The sequence below is a fragment of the Pseudomonas moorei genome (genome assembly GCF_042846945.1).
GTDB lineage: Bacteria > Pseudomonadota > Gammaproteobacteria > Pseudomonadales > Pseudomonadaceae > Aquipseudomonas > Aquipseudomonas moorei.
Genome location: NZ_AP035776.1, coordinates 1,221,896 through 1,240,918, shown reverse-complemented (window position 1 = coordinate 1,240,918; position 19,023 = coordinate 1,221,896). Strand labels below are relative to the sequence as shown.

The 19,023-nt window shown below is 59.3% G+C and carries 18 protein-coding genes; 7 read left to right on the top strand and 11 right to left on the bottom strand.

Annotated features, from left to right (window positions below):
* Nucleotides 1-8 precede the first annotated feature (8 nt).
* From ACGJAX_RS05900 to folE2, 3 genes are read right to left on the bottom strand one after another with little or no spacing between them, the layout of a single operon-like run.
* The gene (locus ACGJAX_RS05900; protein ID WP_390957836.1) at nt 9-875 is read right to left on the bottom strand and encodes a metal ABC transporter permease; all 867 of its coding nucleotides are present in this window, start codon (nt 873-875) and stop codon (nt 9-11) included.
* Nucleotides 875-1,543, bottom strand: a complete 669-nt coding sequence (locus tag ACGJAX_RS05895; RefSeq protein WP_247255234.1) for a metal ABC transporter ATP-binding protein — start codon at nt 1,541-1,543, stop codon at nt 875-877. Before ACGJAX_RS05895 ends, ACGJAX_RS05900 begins: the two co-directional genes overlap by 1 nt.
* Nucleotides 1,540-2,436, bottom strand: coding sequence for a GTP cyclohydrolase FolE2 (folE2, locus tag ACGJAX_RS05890; RefSeq protein WP_390957833.1), 897 nt, complete (start codon nt 2,434-2,436; stop codon nt 1,540-1,542). Before folE2 ends, ACGJAX_RS05895 begins: the two co-directional genes overlap by 4 nt.
* Nucleotides 2,437-2,522: 86 nt before the next feature.
* Between folE2 and ACGJAX_RS05885 the strand changes: the two genes are divergently transcribed.
* Nucleotides 2,523-3,719 carry an N-acetylmuramoyl-L-alanine amidase gene (locus tag ACGJAX_RS05885; RefSeq protein ID WP_390957831.1) on the top strand — a complete coding sequence of 399 codons (1,197 nt, stop codon included), beginning with the start codon at nt 2,523-2,525 and terminating at the stop codon, nt 3,717-3,719.
* On the opposite strand, the gene ACGJAX_RS05880 is transcribed toward ACGJAX_RS05885, so the two are convergent.
* Entirely contained in the window at nt 3,720-4,097 is a 378-nt protein-coding gene (locus tag ACGJAX_RS05880; RefSeq protein ID WP_248914583.1) for a glutamine synthetase, read from the bottom strand. It lies immediately after the preceding gene.
* A 144-nt stretch (nt 4,098-4,241) separates the two neighbouring features.
* Here ACGJAX_RS05880 and zigA point away from each other — a divergent pair, with 144 nt between their 5' ends.
* Together zigA and ACGJAX_RS05870 are read left to right on the top strand one after the other, a co-directional pair.
* Nucleotides 4,242-5,447, top strand: a complete 1,206-nt coding sequence (zigA, locus tag ACGJAX_RS05875; protein WP_390957829.1) for a zinc metallochaperone GTPase ZigA — start codon at nt 4,242-4,244, stop codon at nt 5,445-5,447.
* Nucleotides 5,447-6,112, top strand: a complete 666-nt coding sequence (locus ACGJAX_RS05870; RefSeq protein WP_390957827.1) for a DUF1826 domain-containing protein — start codon at nt 5,447-5,449, stop codon at nt 6,110-6,112. The genes zigA and ACGJAX_RS05870 overlap by 1 nt, the downstream gene beginning before the upstream one ends.
* Nucleotides 6,113-6,116: 4 nt before the next feature.
* Here the strand turns inward: ACGJAX_RS05870 and ACGJAX_RS05865 are convergent, their stop codons facing one another.
* Nucleotides 6,117-6,473, bottom strand: a complete 357-nt coding sequence (locus ACGJAX_RS05865) for an NADH:ubiquinone oxidoreductase (RefSeq protein WP_390957825.1) — start codon at nt 6,471-6,473, stop codon at nt 6,117-6,119.
* A 26-nt stretch (nt 6,474-6,499) separates the two neighbouring features.
* Between ACGJAX_RS05865 and ACGJAX_RS05860 the strand changes: the two genes are divergently transcribed.
* Nucleotides 6,500-7,471: a GTP-binding protein gene (locus ACGJAX_RS05860; RefSeq protein ID WP_390957823.1), complete on the top strand. Its 972-nt coding sequence runs from the start codon at nt 6,500-6,502 to the stop codon at nt 7,469-7,471.
* 11 nt (nt 7,472-7,482) lie between these two features.
* On the opposite strand, the gene ACGJAX_RS05855 is transcribed toward ACGJAX_RS05860, so the two are convergent.
* On the bottom strand, nt 7,483-7,896 hold the full coding sequence (locus ACGJAX_RS05855) for a DUF3301 domain-containing protein (protein ID WP_390957821.1): 414 nt from the start codon (nt 7,894-7,896) through the stop codon (nt 7,483-7,485).
* A gap of 120 nt (nt 7,897-8,016) precedes the next feature.
* Here ACGJAX_RS05855 and pdxY point away from each other — a divergent pair, with 120 nt between their 5' ends.
* The gene (gene pdxY, locus ACGJAX_RS05850) at nt 8,017-8,889 is read left to right on the top strand and encodes a pyridoxal kinase PdxY (RefSeq protein WP_247255243.1); all 873 of its coding nucleotides are present in this window, start codon (nt 8,017-8,019) and stop codon (nt 8,887-8,889) included.
* A gap of 52 nt (nt 8,890-8,941) precedes the next feature.
* Here the strand turns inward: pdxY and ACGJAX_RS05845 are convergent, their stop codons facing one another.
* Nucleotides 8,942-9,424: an acyl-CoA thioesterase gene (locus tag ACGJAX_RS05845; protein ID WP_003229693.1), complete on the bottom strand. Its 483-nt coding sequence runs from the start codon at nt 9,422-9,424 to the stop codon at nt 8,942-8,944.
* Between the two features lie 283 nt (nt 9,425-9,707).
* Between ACGJAX_RS05845 and ACGJAX_RS05840 the strand changes: the two genes are divergently transcribed.
* Nucleotides 9,708-11,471 (top strand): cation:proton antiporter, encoded by a 1,764-nt coding sequence (locus tag ACGJAX_RS05840; protein WP_090326794.1) that lies wholly within the window; start codon nt 9,708-9,710, stop codon nt 11,469-11,471.
* A gap of 20 nt (nt 11,472-11,491) precedes the next feature.
* Here the strand turns inward: ACGJAX_RS05840 and ACGJAX_RS05835 are convergent, their stop codons facing one another.
* The 4 genes from ACGJAX_RS05835 to uvrD form a co-directional block, all read right to left on the bottom strand.
* The gene (locus ACGJAX_RS05835; protein ID WP_090326791.1) at nt 11,492-11,899 is read right to left on the bottom strand and encodes an SMI1/KNR4 family protein; all 408 of its coding nucleotides are present in this window, start codon (nt 11,897-11,899) and stop codon (nt 11,492-11,494) included.
* 137 nt (nt 11,900-12,036) lie between these two features.
* A complete protein-coding gene (locus tag ACGJAX_RS05830) occupies nt 12,037-12,915 on the bottom strand; it encodes a TIM44-like domain-containing protein (protein WP_390957818.1) in 879 nt (292 codons plus the stop codon).
* Nucleotides 12,916-13,094: 179 nt separating this feature from the next.
* Nucleotides 13,095-13,535, bottom strand: a complete 441-nt coding sequence (locus ACGJAX_RS05825; RefSeq protein WP_390957816.1) for an EamA family transporter — start codon at nt 13,533-13,535, stop codon at nt 13,095-13,097.
* 134 nt (nt 13,536-13,669) lie between these two features.
* Nucleotides 13,670-15,853 carry a DNA helicase II gene (gene uvrD, locus ACGJAX_RS05820; protein ID WP_390957814.1) on the bottom strand — a complete coding sequence of 728 codons (2,184 nt, stop codon included), beginning with the start codon at nt 15,851-15,853 and terminating at the stop codon, nt 13,670-13,672.
* Between the two features lie 259 nt (nt 15,854-16,112).
* Between uvrD and ACGJAX_RS05815 the strand changes: the two genes are divergently transcribed.
* A complete protein-coding gene (locus tag ACGJAX_RS05815; protein WP_390957812.1) occupies nt 16,113-18,983 on the top strand; it encodes an EAL domain-containing protein in 2,871 nt (956 codons plus the stop codon).
* Nucleotides 18,984-19,023 lie beyond the last annotated feature (40 nt).

Sequence of the window (19,023 nt, the reverse complement as noted above, 5' to 3'; positions counted from 1 at the left end):
GTAATACCTCATTGGGATGTGAGCAAAGGCGGGCGGCGCAGCAATCCGTGCACCGGTCCGAACACCACGGACACCAGATAGAAACCACCCGCCACCAGCACAATGGCGGGACCACTGGGGAGTGAGTCGTGGAACGACAGCAGCAGACCGAGCCACACCGAAAGGCTGCCGAGCAGCGCGGCAATGGCAATCAATACCGGCAGTCGACGGCTCCAGAAGCGCGAAGCGGCGGCGGGCAGCATCATCAAGCCAACCACCATCAAGGCCCCGATCGCCTGGAAACCAATGACCAGGTTCAGCACCACCAGCGTCAGGAAGACGCCATGGGCCAAGGGGCCGAGACGGCTGACGGTTCGCAGGAAAAGCGGATCGAGGGTGTCCAGCACCAGCGGACGGTAGATCAGCAGCATGGCGATCAGGCTGGAACCGCAGACCCACAACATGCCGGTTAAAGTCGGGGCATCGACCGCTAGCGCCGAACCAAAGAGCAGATGCAGCAGGTCCAGACGTTTACCGGCGATACCCAGGATCAATACGCCGCTGGCCAGGGAGATCGGGTAGATAGCGGCGAGGCTGGCGTCTTCGCGCAGACCGGTGCGGCGGGTGATCCATGCGGCGAGGCCCGCCATGCCAAGCCCTGCGGTGAGACCGCCGATGGTCAACGCGCCGAGGCTCAAACCGGCGAGCCAGAAGCCCAGTGCAGCGCCGGGCAAGATGCCATGGGCCACCGCATCACCAATCAGACTCATGCGTCGCCAGATCAGAAATACGCCCAGCGGGGCCGTGCTGCACGCCAGCGCCAATCCACCGAGCAATGCACGGCGCATGAAGACGAACTCGTGAAACGGTTGCCAAAGATCTGCGGCGATGAGCATCAGGCCACCTGCATTTGGGGTTGTTGATGAATCAAGTCCAAACTCGGCCCGAGGACGCATCCACTGCTTTTGATCAGCAGGGTTTGTGGCATGTGTTGGCGAACAGCGGCCAGGTCGTGGCACACGACGACCAAGGTTCGGCCCTCGGTATGCCAGGCATGAATGTGTTCCCAGAGAAGCGCCTGACCCGATTCATCGAGGGCAGCGTGAGGCTCATCGAGCAGCAGCAAGGGTGCGTCCGTGAGGCTCAAACGAGCAAGCAGGGCACGCTGCAGTTCGCCGCCGGACAGGGCCATCAATGGGCGCTGTTCCAAACCGACCAGGTGCCAACTTTCAAGTACGGCTTCGAGGCGTTGCCTGCGTGTCTCTGGCGATTGCTTGCTGCCCCAGAAACCCGCGGCCACCAGGGCCTGGAGGCTGATGGGAAATTGCCGGTCCAGGTGTTGTTGCTGTGGCAAAAAAGAAAGTGCGCCTCGACGTTTAACCCCCAGCACCACATTGCCGGCCAGCGGCTTTTGCAAGCCAGCGATGACTTTCAGCAGACTGCTTTTACCTGAGCCGTTAGCCCCGGTAACGGCGGTCAGGCTGCCCGAGGCTAACTCGAAATCCATCGGCGGCGTCAGCGGTTGACCGGGAGCCCCCCATTGCAAGGCTTGGCAACGGATCATGCGACCTCCCAATTCCAGCGACTTTCGGCGACGGCATCGTGGGCGTGCAGGCTTTCTGCATGGACGACTCTAATGTGAAAGGCATTGATGCCCGAAGCGCGTTTCAAGGCCTGATTCAATCGTCGCGCAGCGTCTTCACAGAACATCAGGTTCTGACCGTTGGCCAAGGCGAACGCCTGCTCGTCTGCGCGCTTGACCGCGGTTTGCACGGCGGTACCGAGGGCTGCTTCGGCGTCGTTGATGATTGCAATCAGTGGCAGCTCATCCAGGAAGTCATCCAGACGAAGATGCAATTGGGCGATGCTGCGTTGGCTGTGCGGCGTCGCCACGATGCCTTTTGTTGACCCGAGCCAAGCCAAAACATCGGCGTGTTGCAGGGAGGTGTTGGCGAAATCAGAGATGAACTGTTGCTGAATCAATTGCCGGGACAGTGCTGCTGAACAGGGACAGGTTGAGGAATAAGGCACGTCGATTTTTAGTTCCACGTGGAACATTGCGTTCTTCAAATGCGCTTCGATGGTCACGGGGTAGGTTTTCCAGCCGGCCAGCGGGCTAATCAACGCGGGTCTTTTAAGCAGTAGATCCGTGTGAATTTTTACGGATGCGCGGCTGGAAATCCCTGGGTGGCTGTCGAGGAAGCGCTGTAACACTCGTCGTAGAACAGGCGGCGAGAGCGTTTCCTGTTCCAGTTGTTCCAGCGCCAGATAAAGACGCGACATGTGGATGCCGCGTGCTTCTCCATCGTCCAGGCTCACTCCGGCATCAGCCTTTGCCACCAGGCGTTGGCCATCGAACAAAACAGGAAGAGCAATGCCACACATGCCCACCCACTCCAGGGGCAGGGCTTGGCGTGAGGCCTGCACGGCGATATCCGGCAGAGTCAGCGCATTCATAAGCAGGTCCATCGTGGGAGTTGAAACGACATGTTATATTATAACAATAAATTCGACGATGCCTTTTTCACGAGCGGGCTTTCACCATGCACAGACGTCACTTGCTCAATCTGATTCTGGCCAGCGCGGCCTTTGCTTTGCCCTTCGGTGTGTCGGCCACACAAATTCGCAACGCGCGGCTTTGGCGTTCGGATGGCAACTTGAGATTGGTCTTTGATCTGAGCGGGCCGGTGCACTACAAGACATTCACCTTGAGCGCGCCGGAACGGCTGATCATCGATGTGACAGGTGCCGACCTCATCGGCGACTTCAGTCAATTGGCGTTTGCCGGCAGCTTCATTCGTTCGATTCGTTCAGGGCGCTTCGGACAGGGTGATACCCGAATCGTCCTGGACCTCGGCAATCCGGTGCAGCTCAACAGTTTTCTTCTACCACCCCAGGACGGGCAGGGGCATCGCCTGGTGCTCGATCTGAAGACCGCCGTGCCCTTGCAGATCGCGCAGGCCCCCGACGGGATCATCGCCAAGCCTCACCCCAAGCGCGACATCATAGTGGTCGTTGATCCTGGTCACGGAGGCAAGGACCCTGGCGCCGTTGGGTCCAAGGGGGAACGTGAAAAAGACGTGGTGCTGTCCATCGCTCAGTTGTTGGCCAAACGACTGAAGCGGGAAAAAGGCTTCGATGTGAAGCTGGTACGGAACGACGACGTCTTCGTCCCGTTACGCAAGCGTGTGGAGATTGCCCGCAAGCACAACGCCGACATGTTCATCTCGGTGCATGCCGATGCGGCACCGCGCCTCACGGCTTCAGGCGCTTCGGTGTATTGCCTGTCCGAGGGCGGCGCGACCTCGGCCACGGCGCGCTTCATGGCGCAACGGGAAAACGGCGCTGACCTGCTGGGTGCGACCCGTCTGCTCAATCTCAAGGACAAAGACCCGATGCTCGCCGGAGTGATTCTCGACATGTCGATGAACGCCACCCTCGCTGCCAGTTTGCAGTTGGGCAGCACGGTCCTGGGCAGTTTGGCGGGCATCACAACGTTGCACCAAAAGCGTGTGGAACAAGCCGGGTTCGCAGTGCTGAAGTCACCGGACGTGCCGTCGATCCTGGTGGAAACCGGCTTCATTTCCAATCCCCGCGATAGCCAGCGATTGGTGACGGCCCGCCATCAGCAGGCGGTGGCGGACGGCTTGTTTGAAGGTCTGCAGCGCTACTTTCAGAAGAATCCACCGGCCAATAGCTACATCGCCTGGCAGCAGGCGCAGAAAACGTCCTACGCCTGACTAGCAGCCAGCCACACGGCTGCAAGTGAACCTGGCACTGCTGCCGCCGGAGCTGGAAAACCGGTTGACCGTGGTCCAGCCGACGCGGCGGTTATAGCCGACCCAGGTTTCGCCGTCAGAGGCGATGCCGGTGAAAAAGGTCAGTTGGCCGTAACGACTGTTGGTCTGCGCCCAGTAGCGTTTTCCAGCCACTTCGAACCCGCGCAGATAAATCGTACTGCCGGCCGTATTGACGCTGTAGGCATTGCCATCGGCGTCCACGCAAGCCAGCAAGTTGGCGCTGCGGGTGCAGGTAGCCAGGGTCGGAATTTGCCCCCAGGCATCGACAGCGACCAACAAGGCAGCGCTTGTCAGCGCCAATTTCAGGGCATATCGCATGGCGTTTCTCTTGGTTGGAAGGGGCTCCAGCATTCTGCCCGTTGTCATCGCAGGCAAAAAGGGAGTGGTTCGATTAATTAGTTATATTATAACATTAAGTAAGGCCCGACGATTTGACCGGGCATCCCTTGTGAGGAGCACCAGATGCCTGATCGTCTTCCCGTCACCGTGTTGTCCGGCTTTCTCGGCGCCGGAAAAAGTACACTTCTTAATTACATACTACGTAATCGCGAAAACCTTCGGGTCGCTGTCATCGTCAACGATATGAGCGAAATCAACATCGATGGTAGCGAGGTGCAACGGGATGTGCGCCTTAATCGTGCCGAAGAAAAACTCGTGGAAATGAGCAACGGCTGCATTTGCTGCACCTTGCGCGAAGACTTGCTCGAGGAGGTGAGCAAACTCGCGATGGACGGTCGTTTTGATTACTTGTTGATCGAGTCCACGGGCATCTCCGAACCGCTGCCCGTTGCGGAAACCTTCACCTTCTGCGACGAAAGCGGCCAAAGCCTCAACGACATCGCCCGGCTCGACACCATGGTCACCGTGGTCGATGGCATGAACTTCCTGCTCGACTACCAGGCGGCCGACAGCCTCGACTCTCGTGGTGAGACCCTTGGCGAAGAGGATGAACGTTCGATCACCGACCTGTTGATCGAGCAGATCGAATTCGCCGACGTCATCCTGATCAGCAAAATTGACCTGATCAGCAGCCGCGAACGGCAAGAATTGATGGCAATCCTCAAGCGGCTTAACGCCCGCGCGGAAATCATTGCGATGGTCATGGGGGAAGTGCCGCTGAAAAAAATCCTCAACACGGGTCGGTTCGACTTCGAAAAAGCCGCCGAGGCGCCGGGCTGGCTGCAGGCGTTGCGGGGTGAACACCTGCCGGAAACCGAAGAATACGGCATCGCTTCTACAGTTTATCGTGCGCGCCGACCCTTCCATCCGCAGCGGTTCTTCAACTTTATCGATCGTCCGTGGGTAAACGGAAAACTGCTGCGTTCCAAGGGTTTCTTCTGGCTGGCAAGCAAACACAAGGATGCGGGCAGTTGGTCCCAGGCCGGGGGGCTGATGCGACACGGGTTTGCCGGACGTTGGTGGCGTTTCGTGCCGAAAGACCAATGGCCGCAGGAGGAAGAAAGCACGGCCGGCATCATGGAACACTGGACTGCTTCCACGGGAGATTGCCGGCAGGAGCTGGTGTTCATCGGCCAGAACATCGACTTCGCGAAACTCACCGGCGAGCTCGACGGCTGCCTGCTGACCGATGAAGAAATGGCCCTCGGTGTCGAGGGTTGGCAACGGCTGCCAGATCCATTCGGCCCATGGCATGAAGAGGCGGCCTGATGCTGACGCTGACCCCCGTAGTCGCGAACCCGGCCGCGACGCGCGCCATCCATCAGCATCAGGCTGCTACTCCGCAGTCCCTGGCCCGCATCTTGGACGATGATGTGAACCTCGCCGTCTGGAATCGCCAGCTCCCGGCCCATATTGCGGATTTCGCCACCCTGCTGCTGTCCCTGAACGAGCCGCTGGCCGAGTCATTGTCTCTGGAAATGCCCGATGACGAAGCCGAGCCCGATCTCTACGGATTGGCCTCACGCTTCAGTGATCTGCAGGGCTATGAAGGTTTCGTCGCCGACCTGTCGTGGCTGGTCCGTGCGTTCGCTTGTTTGCTCGGCGCCAGGGGCATCGGCCTGCGTCTGCGGGTTTTGGACAAAGCGATGTGCCCGCGTTTTCACGTCGATCATGTACCGGTGCGGCTGATTACCACCTATGCCGGGATCGGCAGCCAGTGGCTGATGGAAGGCGCGATGGATCGCCGACAATTGGGTAAGCCTGACGCTGAACCCCAGGACAACTCGCTGATCGGGCAGATCGCCAGCGGCGACGTGGCCTTGCTCAAGGGGGAGAAATGGCACGGCAACGAAGGTTTCGGGTTGATTCACCGCTCGCCGCAACTCGCTGCTGGCGAGCGCCGTTTGATCCTCACCCTCGACTGGTTGAGCTAGTGACTCAGGGATTGAGCCAGGTGCCCTGGCTCTGCGCCTCGCAAAACGGCTTCAGATACGCCGCATCGGTGGCCACGCCGTAATAGTGAATATCCTGCCGGTAAGGCATATTGGCGACTTGAGCGTTGCTGCAAACGCCGAATGCTCCCGCAGGGCACTGGTCGAGGTACTGCACCTCGACTGTCTGCCCGGCCAGATTCGGTTGGCAGAAGCCGTCGGCGAACAGTTTTTCCGGGATGTTGCGGTTCTGCTGGCAGACTTTCACATCGAGCCTTTCAGCCTGACTGTGGACGACGCAGGCTTGAGCCAGCGCCTCGCTGCATACCACCGTCAGGAGCAACGACAATCCCCTCAACCGCATCCTTACCTCCGCAGAAAATCTCGATCATGTTGCAGAACATTCCCACCCACGTCATCGCCGGGCCATTGGGTGCCGGCAAGACCAGTCTGATCAAGCACCTGCTGGCGCAGCGCCCGGCTGGAGAGCGTTGGGCAGTGTTGATCAATGAGTTCGGCCAGATCGGCCTCGACGCCGCGCTGCTGACGCAGGACGCCGATGGTATCGCACTGGGTGAAGTCGCCGGGGGGTGTTTGTGTTGCGTCAATGGCGCGCCGTTTCAGATCGGACTCGGCCGACTGCTGCGCAAGGCGCGACCGGATCGCTTGTTCATCGAGACGTCCGGACTGGGGCATCCGGCGCAGTTGCTCAGGCAGTTGAGCGAGGCGCCGTGGGTCGGCGTGTTGGCGGTGCAGCCCTGTGTGATGGTGCTTGATGCACAAGCCCTGGCCAGCGGCAAAGCGTTGCCCGAGTCGCAACAGGACGCGTTGAGCAGTGCCGGTTTGCTGTTACTGAACAAGGCCGACGGTCTGGGCGCCAATGCTCGCCAGCGAATCGCTGCGCAGTTGCCTGCTCGTCCATTGTATTGGACGCAACAAGGGCGCTTGCCGCTGAGCGAATTGCCGGGACTGGCGGCTCAGGGAACGGCGGGTGTGGATAACTTTGTGATGCCCAGGGGGCTGGCACGGATACCGGCCATCTGGAGCGATCCAGCGTTACCGATTTGTTTGAGTCAGGAACAGGAGGAGGGGTGGAGCATTGGCTGGCGCTGGCATCCCGGCCAGGTATTCGATGTGGCGCGCGTCACCCATTGGCTCGCGAGCCTCGGCTGGCGACGCGCGAAGCTGGTTATCCACAGTGTCGAGGGGTGGGTCTCGGCGAATGCGCTGGAAAGTGCCGAGTTGCAATGGCAGGCGAGTGAGTGGCGGCAGGATTCGCGGATCGAATTGATTTTCAGTGCGCCACAGGATGTCGACTTATTGCAGCAGAGCCTCGCCGAGTGCCGGTTGAGCGCGCATTAGCTTGCTCGCGCTCAAGGCCGCCACTTGTTGTGTTCTTGCCGCCAGTGGCTCAGCTGGATCACTTCGGCGCTGGGTCTTGCGACATCAACCACGGGGGGCGTGTCGTCGAAAGGTGCCGGGTAGGGTGCCAACTCGATTTGCGCACTGTGGGCGCCGAACTGGGTAATGGTGCCGCTGTGGCGAGTTTCGCCGGTCACGGTGAATTCGAAGTTATACACACGGGCCAGCCGTCGGCGACCACTGGCATCCTTGATGAAGCCGATTTTTTTCAACGCCACGTTGCCATCCAGCAACTCGATCCCGAGCTTGCCGCAATGCTGTTTGACCCGCTCCAGCGCACGTTCGCGCAGGCCATGGTTGTGCCAAAGCCAAGCGCCCGCCGTGGCGAACAACATCAGCACGAAAATATTTCCAAGGGTCAGCATCGACAGGGTGCTCCAACAAGATAGTGTCAGCTTAACTGCGTCGCCGGTCTGTCGTACAGGCTGCGTTTAGTCGCATACTGCGTGGCTCGAATTTCAATCGTTTTACGGATAACTCACCGCATGAAACGTACACCCCATCTGCTCGCTATCCAGTCCCACGTGGTATTCGGCCACGCTGGCAACAGTGCCGCGGTTTTCCCGATGCAGCGGGTCGGGGTGAACGTCTGGCCGCTCAACACCGTGCAATTCTCCAATCACACCCAGTACGGCCAATGGACCGGCGAAGTGCTGGCGCCTCACCACATTCCCGACCTGGTTGAAGGTATCGCGGCGATTGGCGAACTGGGCAATTGTGATGCGGTGCTGTCGGGCTACCTCGGCAGTGCGGCCCAGGGCCGGGCCATCCTCACGGGTGTGGCGCGGATCAAGTCGATGAATCCCAAGGCGCTGTACCTGTGTGACCCGGTGATGGGGCATCCGGAGAAAGGTTGCAGTGTGCCGGCGGAAGTCAGCGATTTCCTGCTGGAAGAGGCCGCCGCCGTGGCGGACTTCATGTGCCCGAATCAACTGGAACTCGACAGCTTCTCGGGGCGCAAGCCGCAGTCGCTTTTCGATTGCCTGGCGATGGCGCGAGCGTTGCTGGCGCGTGGTCCGAAAGCGGTACTGGTCAAGCATCTGGATTATCCCGGCAAAACGCCGGATGTCTTCGAAATGCTGCTGGTGACCGCCGAAGGCAGCTGGCATTTGCAGCGTCCGCTGCTGGCGTTCCCGCGTCAGCCGGTGGGTGTTGGCGACCTGACCTCCGGGCTGTTCCTGGCCCGCGTCCTGCTGGGCGACAGCCTGGTGGCGGCTTTCGAATTCGCCGCGTCGGCGGTGCATGAGGTGTTGCTGGAAACCCAGGCCTGCGCCAGTTATGAACTGGAACTGGTCCGGGCGCAGGACCGGATTGCCCATCCGCGGGTGCGGTTTGAAGCAACTTCGATCAGCTTGTAAGCAGATCGCGGCAAAAAAGGATCGCAGCCTGCGGCAGCTGCGATCTTTTACTTTAAGCGTCGCCCTTGATTTCCTGATAACGCTTTTCCAGCTCCTGCCGGATCTGCCGGCGCTGCTGAGCCTGCATGTAGCGACGCTTGTCTTCACTGTTCTGCGGTTGCAGGGGCGGCACGGCGGCAGGTTTGCGCTGATCATCCACCGCGACCATGGTGAAGAAGCAGCTATTGGTGTGGCGCACCGAGCGTTCACGAATGTTTTCGGTCACGACCTTGATGCCCACCTCCATCGAGGTGTTGCCGGTGTAGTTGACCGACGCCAGGAAGGTCACCAGTTCGCCGACATGAATCGGCTCACGGAAAATCACCTGGTCCACCGACAGGGTCACCACGTAGCGGCCGGCATAACGGCTGGCGCAAGCGTAGGCCACTTCGTCGAGGTACTTGAGCAAGGTCCCGCCGTGAACATTGCCAGAGAAGTTGGCCATGTCGGGGGTCATCAATACCGTCATCGACAGCTGGGCGTTTCCGGGTTCCATAGCATTCTCACGGGTCAAGGCAAGGTCTGAGGGGACGCACCTCTGCGGGTGCCGGTACGGTTTTTTCAAACCAACGTTATCGGGACGCCGCAGGGGGCGCCGCCGTCACGCCGGATCGATCTGTTTCCATATATTGCACCGCCTTTCTGCCGGAAGTCGCGGTGTTACCCTTCAAAAGCCTGTCTCCAAGGGCAATTCCTGAACGAAAAGCGGATTTATTACCCTGCTTGATCAGACTTTTCCTGTGTCCGATAGAGCGATGTCAGTCAAGGAGCCTCACACCATGCATGCCATCAGTTTCATTCAGGATTTGGCAGTGATCATGTTGGTCGCAGGTGTGGTGACTGTGCTTTTTCATCGGTTCAAACAACCGGTAGTTCTGGGTTATATCGTCGCCGGCTTCATCATTGGCCCACACACCCCGCCGTTCGGCTTGATCCACGATGAAGAAACCATCAAGACCCTGGCGGAGCTCGGGGTGATTTTCCTGATGTTCTGCCTGGGCCTGGAATTCAGTCTGCGCAAGTTGTTCAAGGTGGGCGCCACGGCGTTTATCGCGGCGTTCCTGGAAATCGTGCTGATGATCTGGATCGGTTACGAGATAGGCCGCTGGTTCGACTGGAACACCATGGATTCGCTGTTCCTGGGCGCGATACTGGCGATCTCCTCGACCACCATCATCGTCAAGGCGCTCAACGATCTGAAGATGAAGAACGAGCGCTTTGCGCAGTTGATTTTCGGAGTGCTGATCGTCGAGGACATTCTGGGCATTGGCATCATCGCGTTGCTGTCGAGCATCGCGGTCAGCGGCACGGTCAGCTCCGGCGAAGTGTTCTCCACGGTCGGCAAACTCTCGTTGTTCATGATCGTCGCGCTGGTCATCGGCATCTTGCTGGTACCGCGATTGCTGGCCTATGTGGCCAGATTCGAGAGCAATGAAATGCTGCTGATCACGGTGCTGGGCCTGTGTTTCGGCTTTTGCCTGCTGGTAGTCAAGCTTGAATACAGCATGGTGCTGGGCGCGTTCCTGATCGGGGCGATCATGGCCGAGTCCCGACAGTTGCTGAAGATCGAGCGCCTGATCGAACCGGTTCGCGATTTGTTCAGCGCGATTTTCTTCGTCGCCATCGGGCTGATGCTGGACCCGATGATCCTGCTGCAATATGCCTGGCCGATTGCGGTGATCACCGTCGCCGTGGTGCTCGGCAAGATGCTGTCCTGCGGTCTCGGCGCCTTTATCGCCGGCAATGACGGACGCACCTCACTGCGCGTGGGGATGGGGCTGTCGCAGATTGGCGAATTTTCTTTCATTATCGCTGCCCTGGGCATGACCCTGCAGGTCACCAGCAACTTCCTGTATCCAGTGGCGGTGGCGGTATCGGTGATCACCACGCTGCTGACCCCCTATTTGATTCGAGCGGCCGATCCTTTGTCGATCAAGCTGGCCGCCGTGATGCCGCAGCGCCTGGGGCGAGTGCTGGGGATGTATGGCGAATGGCTTCGCAGCATCCAGCCTCAGGGCGAGGGTGCGTTGCTGGCATCGATGATCCGACGAATTCTGCTGCAAGTCGGGGTCAATCTGGCATTGGTAATCGCGATTTTCTTCTCTGGCGCTTATTTCGCCGAACGTATGGCTGTCTATGTGCAAGATTTGATCAGCGATCCGAGCTGGCAGAAGGCGCTGATCTGGGGTGGGGCGCTACTGTTGTCGCTGCCCTTCCTGATTGCCGCTTATCGCAAGCTCAAGGCACTGTCGATGTTGCTGGCGGAAATGGGCGTGAAGCCGGAGATGGCCGGGCGCCACACGCAGCGAGTGCGTCGGGTGATTGCAGAAGTCATCCCGATCCTCTCGCTGTTGGTGATCTTCCTGCTGTTGGCGGCCTTGTCGGCCAGTATTCTGCCGACCAACAAGTTGCTGATGCTGATCATCGTGGTCGCGGCCGCTGTGGCGGCGCTGCTGTGGCGCTGGTTTATCCGCGTTCACACGAGGATGCAAGTCGCACTGCTGGATACCCTGGACAATCACAAGGATTCATCCGGGCATTGAGCCATGAAGCGTCAGCTCACTCAGCTTTCCAGCCAGACGTCCCGCGCCCAATGCCAAACCGATTCCCAGGTCTCTTCGGCAATCAGCTCGTCTTCGGCCAGCCAAAGCACGACGGTGCCGTCCTCTTCGACCAGGTAGTAGTTATCACCATCCTGGCAGATTGGAATCATGCTGCGATCAACGCCAGCGTCCCAAGCATTGGCGGCAACGTCCGGCAGGTAGGTATGGGATTGTGGGTCGGTGACGGTCACAGGCTCCAGACTGCCGTAGACCACATCGCTGACGGTCAGCAGAAACTCTTTGAAGACGAACGGAATGTCGATGAACAGCTGTTCTTCGATTTCCACCAGTAGATCTTCGTCTGGCAATTCCAAGGGGACCGGTACCGGTTCGTTGGCTTCACGCAGTTGTTCGATGATTTCTTCCACGTCCGGGATCCTCTTGCTTGAATGGCGCGGTTTATATGGGGCGGTTTATACAGTAGCTCGCTATAGATGCAACCGCGAAATAGAAAACCCCGGACAAGTCCGGGGTTTTGATTGCAGCACGTGAACGCGAGGAGTGATCAGCCGTTCTGGCGGATACCAGCCACCAGCCAAGGCTGGTTTTCGCCCTGGGCACGTTCCATGTTCCAGCTTTCGCTGAACACTTCGCCCTGGTCGAAACGCGAGGTTTTCGACACGCCGCTGAAGGTCAGGGTGGCGATGGTCTTGTCGGCGCGATCATCCACACCGTCCAGTTGCACAACGAGGTTATCGATGTAGGTGGACTGGAAGCCGTCACCCAGATCAGCACGTTCGCGCTTGAGGAAGTCCAGCATTTGCGGGGTCACGAACTCGGCGATCTTGTCCATTTCGTTGGCATCCCAGTGTTGCTGCAGGGACTGGAAATGGTTGCGGGCCGCTTCTACGAAGTTCTGTTCATTGAACCAGGCAGGCGCATTGATGACCGGACGTGCGGCGACCGGTGCGGCCGAACCGCCGAAGATCGAGCCGCCAGCAGGCTTCTGCTCGAACACTTCACGCTGCATTGGCGCGTAGCCTGCCGGAGCCATGTGCTCCTGCTGCTTGCGACGACGAGCGGCAATGAAGCGGAAGATCAGGAAGGCGATGACCGCCATGATCAGGATGTCGAAGATCTGCATGCCCTGGAAGCCGCCGCCCATGAACATGGACGCCAGCAGACCACCAGCGGCGATACCGGCCAGAGGGCCGAGCCAGCGCGAAGCACCGCCGGCTTTGGCTGCAGCGCCAGCAGCGCCGGCAGCACCTGCGGTCGCAGCTGCGCCGCCCATGCCTAGAGAAGAAGGTGCCATCTGGCTGGTTTGGTGCGTCGGCGCCGCGCCGGCGCTTTTGCCACCACCGAAGCGCTTGGCGGCATTGACGTCGAGACTCATCGTCAGGCCAATGCACAGCGCCATGGCGATGCTAAGAAAACGTTTCATAAAGGGAATTCCCATTTGTGGAGGGCACGCGCGCCATGTTGCACAGCTGAAGTGTCACTGGCTAGCGGCAGAGTGTTTCGGGCTTTTGCTTGACAGGGTTCGTTCAGCTTTTGTCAATGCAATAAGGCCTGTTAACTTTGGTCTGTAGGATGAGTGGATAAGTTCTGTAGGGAAGATCTCTAACGTCGCAACGCCAGCATGACCACCCCGGCCGTGATCAGACCGATTCCGCCCCATTGGCGCAGGTCGAGTTTTTCGCCCAGCAGGATTGCGCCGAGCACCGCGACCAGCACCACGCTGAGTTTGTCCACCGGAGCGACCAGTGAAGCAGGGCCGACCTTGAGTGCGCGGAAGTAGCAAATCCACGATGCGCCAGTGGCCAGCCCCGACAGCAGCAGAAACAGATAGCTCCTGGCAGAAATCGATCCCAGTGACTGATATTGGCCCGTCGCGTACAAAATCAAGGCCAGACTGACGAGGACCACGATGGTGCGCAACAGGGTGGCAAAGTCGGAATTGACGTTTTCGACGCCGACTTTCGCGAAAATCGCGGTCATCGCCGCAAATACAGCGGACAACAGGGCCCAGAATGTCCAGGAAGAAAAGAAGCCTGAGCCCATCTCATCGCACCTTTAAGTTCAGATATCGGCCTTCATCCTGTGGGAACGAGTTTGCTCGCGATGACGGACTGACAGCCAGAGATAATGTCGACTGATCTACCGCTATCGCGAGCAAGCTCGCTCCTGCACAAAAGCTAGATCGCTTCCAGCTTCGCATACCCCAGCATCAGCCACTTGCTGCCTTCGCTGAAGTTCACCTGTACGCGGGCCTGAGCCCCTGCGCCTTCGAAGTTGAGGATTACGCCATCGCCAAACACTGAGTGGCGTACGGTCTGCCCCAGGCTGAAGCCGGTTTGAGGGATCTCGCTTCCGCTGAACAGGTTGCTGCCACTCATCGACTGGTTGCCACCGAACGGACGGCTGACGCTGTTGGAAAGGCGCACTTCCTGAATCAGGCCTTTCGGTACCTCGCGTACGAAACGTGAGACTTTGTTATAGGTCTCACTGCCGTACAGGCGTCGGGTTTCAGCATAAGTCATCACCAGGTTCTGCATGGCCCGGGTAATGCCGACGTAGGCCAGACGACGTTCCTCTTCCAGACGGCCAGGCTCTTCCAGGCTCATCTTGTGCGGGAACAGGCCTTCCTCCATGCCCACCAGGAACACATAAGGGAATTCCAGGCCCTTGGCGCTGTGCAGGGTCATCAACTGAATGCTGTCTTCGTGCTCGTCCGCCTGGGTATCCCCGGCTTCCAGCGATGCATGACCGAGGAATGCCGCCAGTGGTGTCAGGTCTTCGTCTTCTTCGCTGTTCTCGAAGTTACGCGCAGCGCTGACCAGTTCCTCAAGGTTTTCTACCCGAGCCTGGCCTTTCTCGCCTTTTTCCGCTTCGTGATACGCAATCAGCCCGGACTGCTCGATGACGGTCTGGGTCATCAGGTGCAGCGGCATCTCCATGCATTTGGCAGCGAGGTTTTCGATCAGCTCGACAAACGCGCCCAGAGCGCTGGCCGCGCGCCCGGTCAGGCCTTTGTTGGCCACGAGCTGACGCATGGCTTCCCACATCGACACATCGCTGTGGCGCGCATGGTCGCGAATCGCTTCGACGGTTTTCTCGCCAATGCCACGGGCCGGGACGTTGATCACCCGTTCCAGCGCAGCATCGTTGCCTCGACCTTCAAGCAAGCGCAGGTAGGCCATGGCGTTCTTGATTTCGGCCCGTTCGAAGAAGCGCTGCCCGCCATAGATGCGGTACGGGATGCGCTCGCGCAGCAAGGCTTCTTCCAAAACGCGCGATTGGGCGTTGGAGCGATACAAAATGGCAATATCGCTACGCGCCAGGCCGGTTTTCAGCGCGCTTTCGATCGTTTCGACAACGTAGCGGGCTTCGTCGTGCTCGTTGAAAGCAGCGTATAGATTGATGGCTTCGCCTTCGCCGCCGTCTGTCCACAGTTCTTTGCCCAGGCGCCCGGTGTTGTTGGCGATCAAGGCGTTGGCGGCCTTGAGAATCCCGGCGGTGGAGCGGTAGTTCTGCTCCAGGCGAATGGTTTCGGCGTCCGGGAAGTCTTCGGTGTACTGATAGATGTTCTCGATTTTCGCGCCACGCCAGCCGTAAATCGACTGATCGTCATCGCCAACCACCATCAGGCTGTCGCCACCCTTGGCCAGCAAGCGCAACCAGGCGTATTGAACGGCGTTGGTGTCCTGGAACTCATCCACCAGAATGTGGCGGAAACGCTTTTGATAATGCGCCAGCAGCCCCGGGTGATCGCGCCACAAGTCCAGTGCGCGCAACAGCAGTTCGGAGAAATCGATGACACCCGCACGCAGGCACGCGGCCTCATAGGCTTCATAGATGCTGCGCATGGTGGCCAGGAACAAATCACCGCTGGCTTGAATGTGTTGCGGGCGCAGACCTTCGTCTTTCTGCCCGTTGATGAACCATTGGGCCTGACGGGCCGGCCAGCGTTGCTCGTCCAGGCCGAGCTCGCGGATTACCCGCTTGACCAGCCGCTGCTGATCGTCGCTGTCGAGAATCTGGAAGGTCTGGCTCAGCCCGGCTTCCTGCCAATGCGCCCGCAACAAGCGGTGCGCCAGGCCGTGGAAGGTGCCGACCCACATGCCGGCCGGGTTGATACCCATCAACTGCTCGATGCGATGGCGCATCTCGGCAGCAGCCTTGTTGGTGAACGTCACCGACAGGATGGAGTGGGGCGAAGCGTTTTCGACCTGGATCAACCAGGCGATACGGTGCACCAGCACTCGGGTTTTACCGGAACCAGCACCGGCCAGGACCAACTGACGACCAACGGGGGCTGCTACGGCCTGCCGTTGGGCATCGTTGAGGGAGTTCAGCAGAAGGGAGAGATCATCGCGCATCGGGGCATTCTAGGGGGCTGCGTCACACCGGGCAAACCCCGCTTTGTTTTAGCCGATGAAAGATACGCGCAGGACGACCGGTCAGTCATTGTCCGCAGGCGTTGGCCGGCTTTGCCCAGCGGCTCTTGTTCCTGAGACGGGTGGTCGTAATTTTGACTGTTTTTTGAGCTGTAGCTGTTTGGTCCGGGCATTTGCTTGTGTATGCTCCGTCCACGTTTCGGGCCTGTGCTCGTCATTTATAAGAACAAGAATATTGCCTATGACCTTCAGCTCCGACCTGTCGGGCCCCTCCGTGGAGCCACGGGTTATCCGTAAACAATACGCCATGGAAATGGCGGTCGAACGCACGCGTCTGCTATATCAGGGCTCTTTGCTGCCCACACTGTTCATGTTGATCAATGGTCTGGTCTGCGCCGGATTGCTCTGGAGTCCGCAGCGATATTTCCTGGTCAGCGTCTGGCTGGTGTGGTTGCTGTCCCTGGTGGCGTTGCGGGTGATCCAGGTCGCCGCCTTCGATTCGGCGATTCCCAACCGTCAGGCCCAGCCGATCTGGCTGCGCATGTTTTTGCTGGGCTCCGGTCTCACCGGCCTGACCCTTGCTGCCGCTGGCATCGCGCTGGTTCCCGCCGATAATTTCATTCAGCAAGCCTGGGTTTTCGGGCTGATCGGCGCCGCGGCGCTCTCGGCCAGTGTCGCCTACGCGGTCAGCCTGCCGGCGTTCCTGTCGTTCACCTTGCCCTGTTTGTTGCCGGCCATCGCCTATCTGTTCTGGGGCGGCGATGAACAGGCACATGGCTGGGGCTGGTTCGGCCTGATTTTGCTGGGCGCGCTGAGTGTGGTGGCCTGGCAGGTCAACGGCCTGATCAATCGGGAGTTATTGCGACGTTTCCAGAATCAAGCATTGATCGAGCATTTGCAGCAAGCGCAAAACTGCAGCGACCAGCTCAATCAAAAACTGGCCAGGGAAATTGAGCAGCGCCGCCGTGCCGAAGACGAACTGCGCGAAATTCAGGCCGACCTTGAAAGCCGTGTTGCACAACGCAGCCTGGAACTGGACGCTGCCAACCACGCGCTGAGCAAGAGTGAGGCGCGACTGGCGTTGGCGTTGAAGGCCAGTGAATTGGGGTTGTGGGACTGGAACCTGCAAACCGATGAGGTCCATCACACCCACATTCAGGAGCTGTTCGGCCTGGAGCCCGAATACGTGACGGCCATGCTGCGTCATCTCAAACCACGCCTGCACCCCGACGATCTTCCTGCACTGAGAAGGGCGTTGGTCGAGCATTTGAAGGGGCGCACCGAGGATTACCTGATCGAATACCGTGTGCGTCATGCCGACGGCCACTGGGTGTGGATCGAAGACCGCGGGCGAGCGGTAGAGCGCGCTGAAAGCGGCCGGGTTATTCGCATGGTCGGCACCCGTCGTGACATCAGCACCAGCAGGGCTCTCGAAGAACAACAGCAACTGGCGGCGACCGTATTCGAGGCGGCCAGCGAAGGTATCGTGATTTTTGACCCGAACTACGCCCTGATCGCGATCAATCAGGCCTTCAGCCGCGTGACTGGCTATGAGATTGAAGACATGCTCGGGCGCAATGTCGTCGAATTGCCCTGCAGTCGCGACGCGCGCCGACACTATGGCGCGATTCATCAGGCGTTGGAGCAATACGGCAGCTGGCAGGGCGAACTGGTGGAAACCCGCAAGAACGGTGAGATGTACCCGCAATGGCTGCAATTGAACGTTGTGCGCGATACGCGGGGAAAGGTAAGCCATATTGTCGGCTTCTTCTCCGATCTTTCGGCGCGGCGAGAATCCGAAGAGCGCATGCGCTATCTGACTCATTACGACGAACTGACGGGCCTGGCCAACCGGGCAATGTTCCGCGAACGGCTCAGCGAAGCGCATCAGCGGGTGCGCCAGGGCGGCTATCGCAGCCTGGCGCTGCTGCACATCAATCTGGATCGCTTCAAACAGCTCAACGATAGCCTTGGTCATGAAGTCGCCGACCAGTTGCTGCAGAAAATGGCGCGGCGCCTGGTCAATGCACTGCCCGAGGCGGACACCATTGCGCGTTTGTCTGGCGACGAGTTCGCCGTGTTGTTCAATTCCTACGGCAACCTCTCGAGTCTGGCGCGGGTGGCGACGCGCTTGTCGACCAAGTTGCGTTTGCCGGTGACCATCGATGGCCATGAACTGGTGGTCAGTTCATCCATGGGCATCAGCTTGTTGCCGGATAACGCGCGGGAAATTTCGGCGTTGGTCAGCCAGTCGAACATGGCCATGCAGCATGCCAAGCATTTGGGCGGCAATAATTTCCAGTTCTACACCGACAGCCTGCAAGCCAGCACGCTGGAGCGCCTGCAACTGGAAAACCAGCTGCGCAAAGCGATTGAAGAGAAGCAACTGATGGTGTTCTACCAGCCGAAGTTGTGTCTCGCCACGGGCAAGCTGAACGCTGCCGAAGCCTTGGTGCGCTGGGACCATCCCACCATGGGCCGCGTGCCGCCGGGGGACTTCATCGGCCTGGCCGAGGAAACCGGGCTGATCGGCCCAATCGGCGAGTTCGTGTTGCGTCAGGCCTGCTGGCAAGCCTGTGAGTGGCAGCGACAGGGGCTCGAGCCGATTCGGGTGTCGGTCAATCTGTCGGTGCATCAACTGCGTCAGGGCAAGCTGGTCAGCCTGGTTCGTCAGGTGCTGGAAGAAACCGGTCTGGCGCCGCATTACCTGGAGCTGGAGCTCACCGAAAGCCAGTTGCTGGACAGCGTCGAGCACATCATCGCGACGTTCCAGCAGTTACGTGATTTGGGCGTGAAGCTGGCGATCGATGATTTCGGCACCGGCTATTCGTCACTGAGCTATCTCAAACGCATCCCGGTGGATTACGTGAAAATCGATCAGGCGTTCATTCGCGGCCTGGGGGAAGGCACCGAGGATGCGGCGATCACCCGAGCGATCATCGCCATGGCTCACGGTTTGTCGTTGAAGGTGGTGGCGGAAGGGGTAGAGCGGCAGGAGCAGCTTGAGTTCCTCCAGCAAGAACACTGCGACGAGGTGCAAGGGTATCTGATCAGTCGGCCAATCGAGGCACAGGGCCTGGCGGTTATGCTGCGGGAGCAATCCATTGACTGAATAGGGGTATTTCCCGTCGGATACGTTTGAATGCCGACGG

What these genes read in the sequence shown, in the direction of transcription:
- ACGJAX_RS05900 (WP_390957836.1), bottom strand. Translation starts at nt 875, where the DNA reads ATGCTCATCGCCGCAGATCTTTGGCAACCGTTTCACGAGTTCGTCTTC.
- ACGJAX_RS05895 (WP_247255234.1), bottom strand. Translation starts at nt 1,543, where the DNA reads ATGATCCGTTGCCAAGCCTTGCAATGGGGGGCTCCCGGTCAACCGCTG.
- folE2 (WP_390957833.1), bottom strand. Translation starts at nt 2,436, where the DNA reads ATGAATGCGCTGACTCTGCCGGATATCGCCGTGCAGGCCTCACGCCAA.
- ACGJAX_RS05885 (WP_390957831.1), top strand. Translation starts at nt 2,523, where the DNA reads ATGCACAGACGTCACTTGCTCAATCTGATTCTGGCCAGCGCGGCCTTT.
- ACGJAX_RS05880 (WP_248914583.1), bottom strand. Translation starts at nt 4,097, where the DNA reads ATGCGATATGCCCTGAAATTGGCGCTGACAAGCGCTGCCTTGTTGGTC.
- zigA (WP_390957829.1), top strand. Translation starts at nt 4,242, where the DNA reads ATGCCTGATCGTCTTCCCGTCACCGTGTTGTCCGGCTTTCTCGGCGCC.
- ACGJAX_RS05870 (WP_390957827.1), top strand. Translation starts at nt 5,447, where the DNA reads ATGCTGACGCTGACCCCCGTAGTCGCGAACCCGGCCGCGACGCGCGCC.
- ACGJAX_RS05865 (WP_390957825.1), bottom strand. Translation starts at nt 6,473, where the DNA reads ATGCGGTTGAGGGGATTGTCGTTGCTCCTGACGGTGGTATGCAGCGAG.
- ACGJAX_RS05860 (WP_390957823.1), top strand. Translation starts at nt 6,500, where the DNA reads ATGTTGCAGAACATTCCCACCCACGTCATCGCCGGGCCATTGGGTGCC.
- ACGJAX_RS05855 (WP_390957821.1), bottom strand. Translation starts at nt 7,896, where the DNA reads ATGCTGACCCTTGGAAATATTTTCGTGCTGATGTTGTTCGCCACGGCG.
- pdxY (WP_247255243.1), top strand. Translation starts at nt 8,017, where the DNA reads ATGAAACGTACACCCCATCTGCTCGCTATCCAGTCCCACGTGGTATTC.
- ACGJAX_RS05845 (WP_003229693.1), bottom strand. Translation starts at nt 9,424, where the DNA reads ATGGAACCCGGAAACGCCCAGCTGTCGATGACGGTATTGATGACCCCC.
- ACGJAX_RS05840 (WP_090326794.1), top strand. Translation starts at nt 9,708, where the DNA reads ATGCATGCCATCAGTTTCATTCAGGATTTGGCAGTGATCATGTTGGTC.
- ACGJAX_RS05830 (WP_390957818.1), bottom strand. Translation starts at nt 12,915, where the DNA reads ATGAAACGTTTTCTTAGCATCGCCATGGCGCTGTGCATTGGCCTGACG.
- ACGJAX_RS05825 (WP_390957816.1), bottom strand. Translation starts at nt 13,535, where the DNA reads ATGGGCTCAGGCTTCTTTTCTTCCTGGACATTCTGGGCCCTGTTGTCC.
- uvrD (WP_390957814.1), bottom strand. Translation starts at nt 15,853, where the DNA reads ATGCGCGATGATCTCTCCCTTCTGCTGAACTCCCTCAACGATGCCCAA.
- ACGJAX_RS05815 (WP_390957812.1), top strand. Translation starts at nt 16,113, where the DNA reads ATGACCTTCAGCTCCGACCTGTCGGGCCCCTCCGTGGAGCCACGGGTT.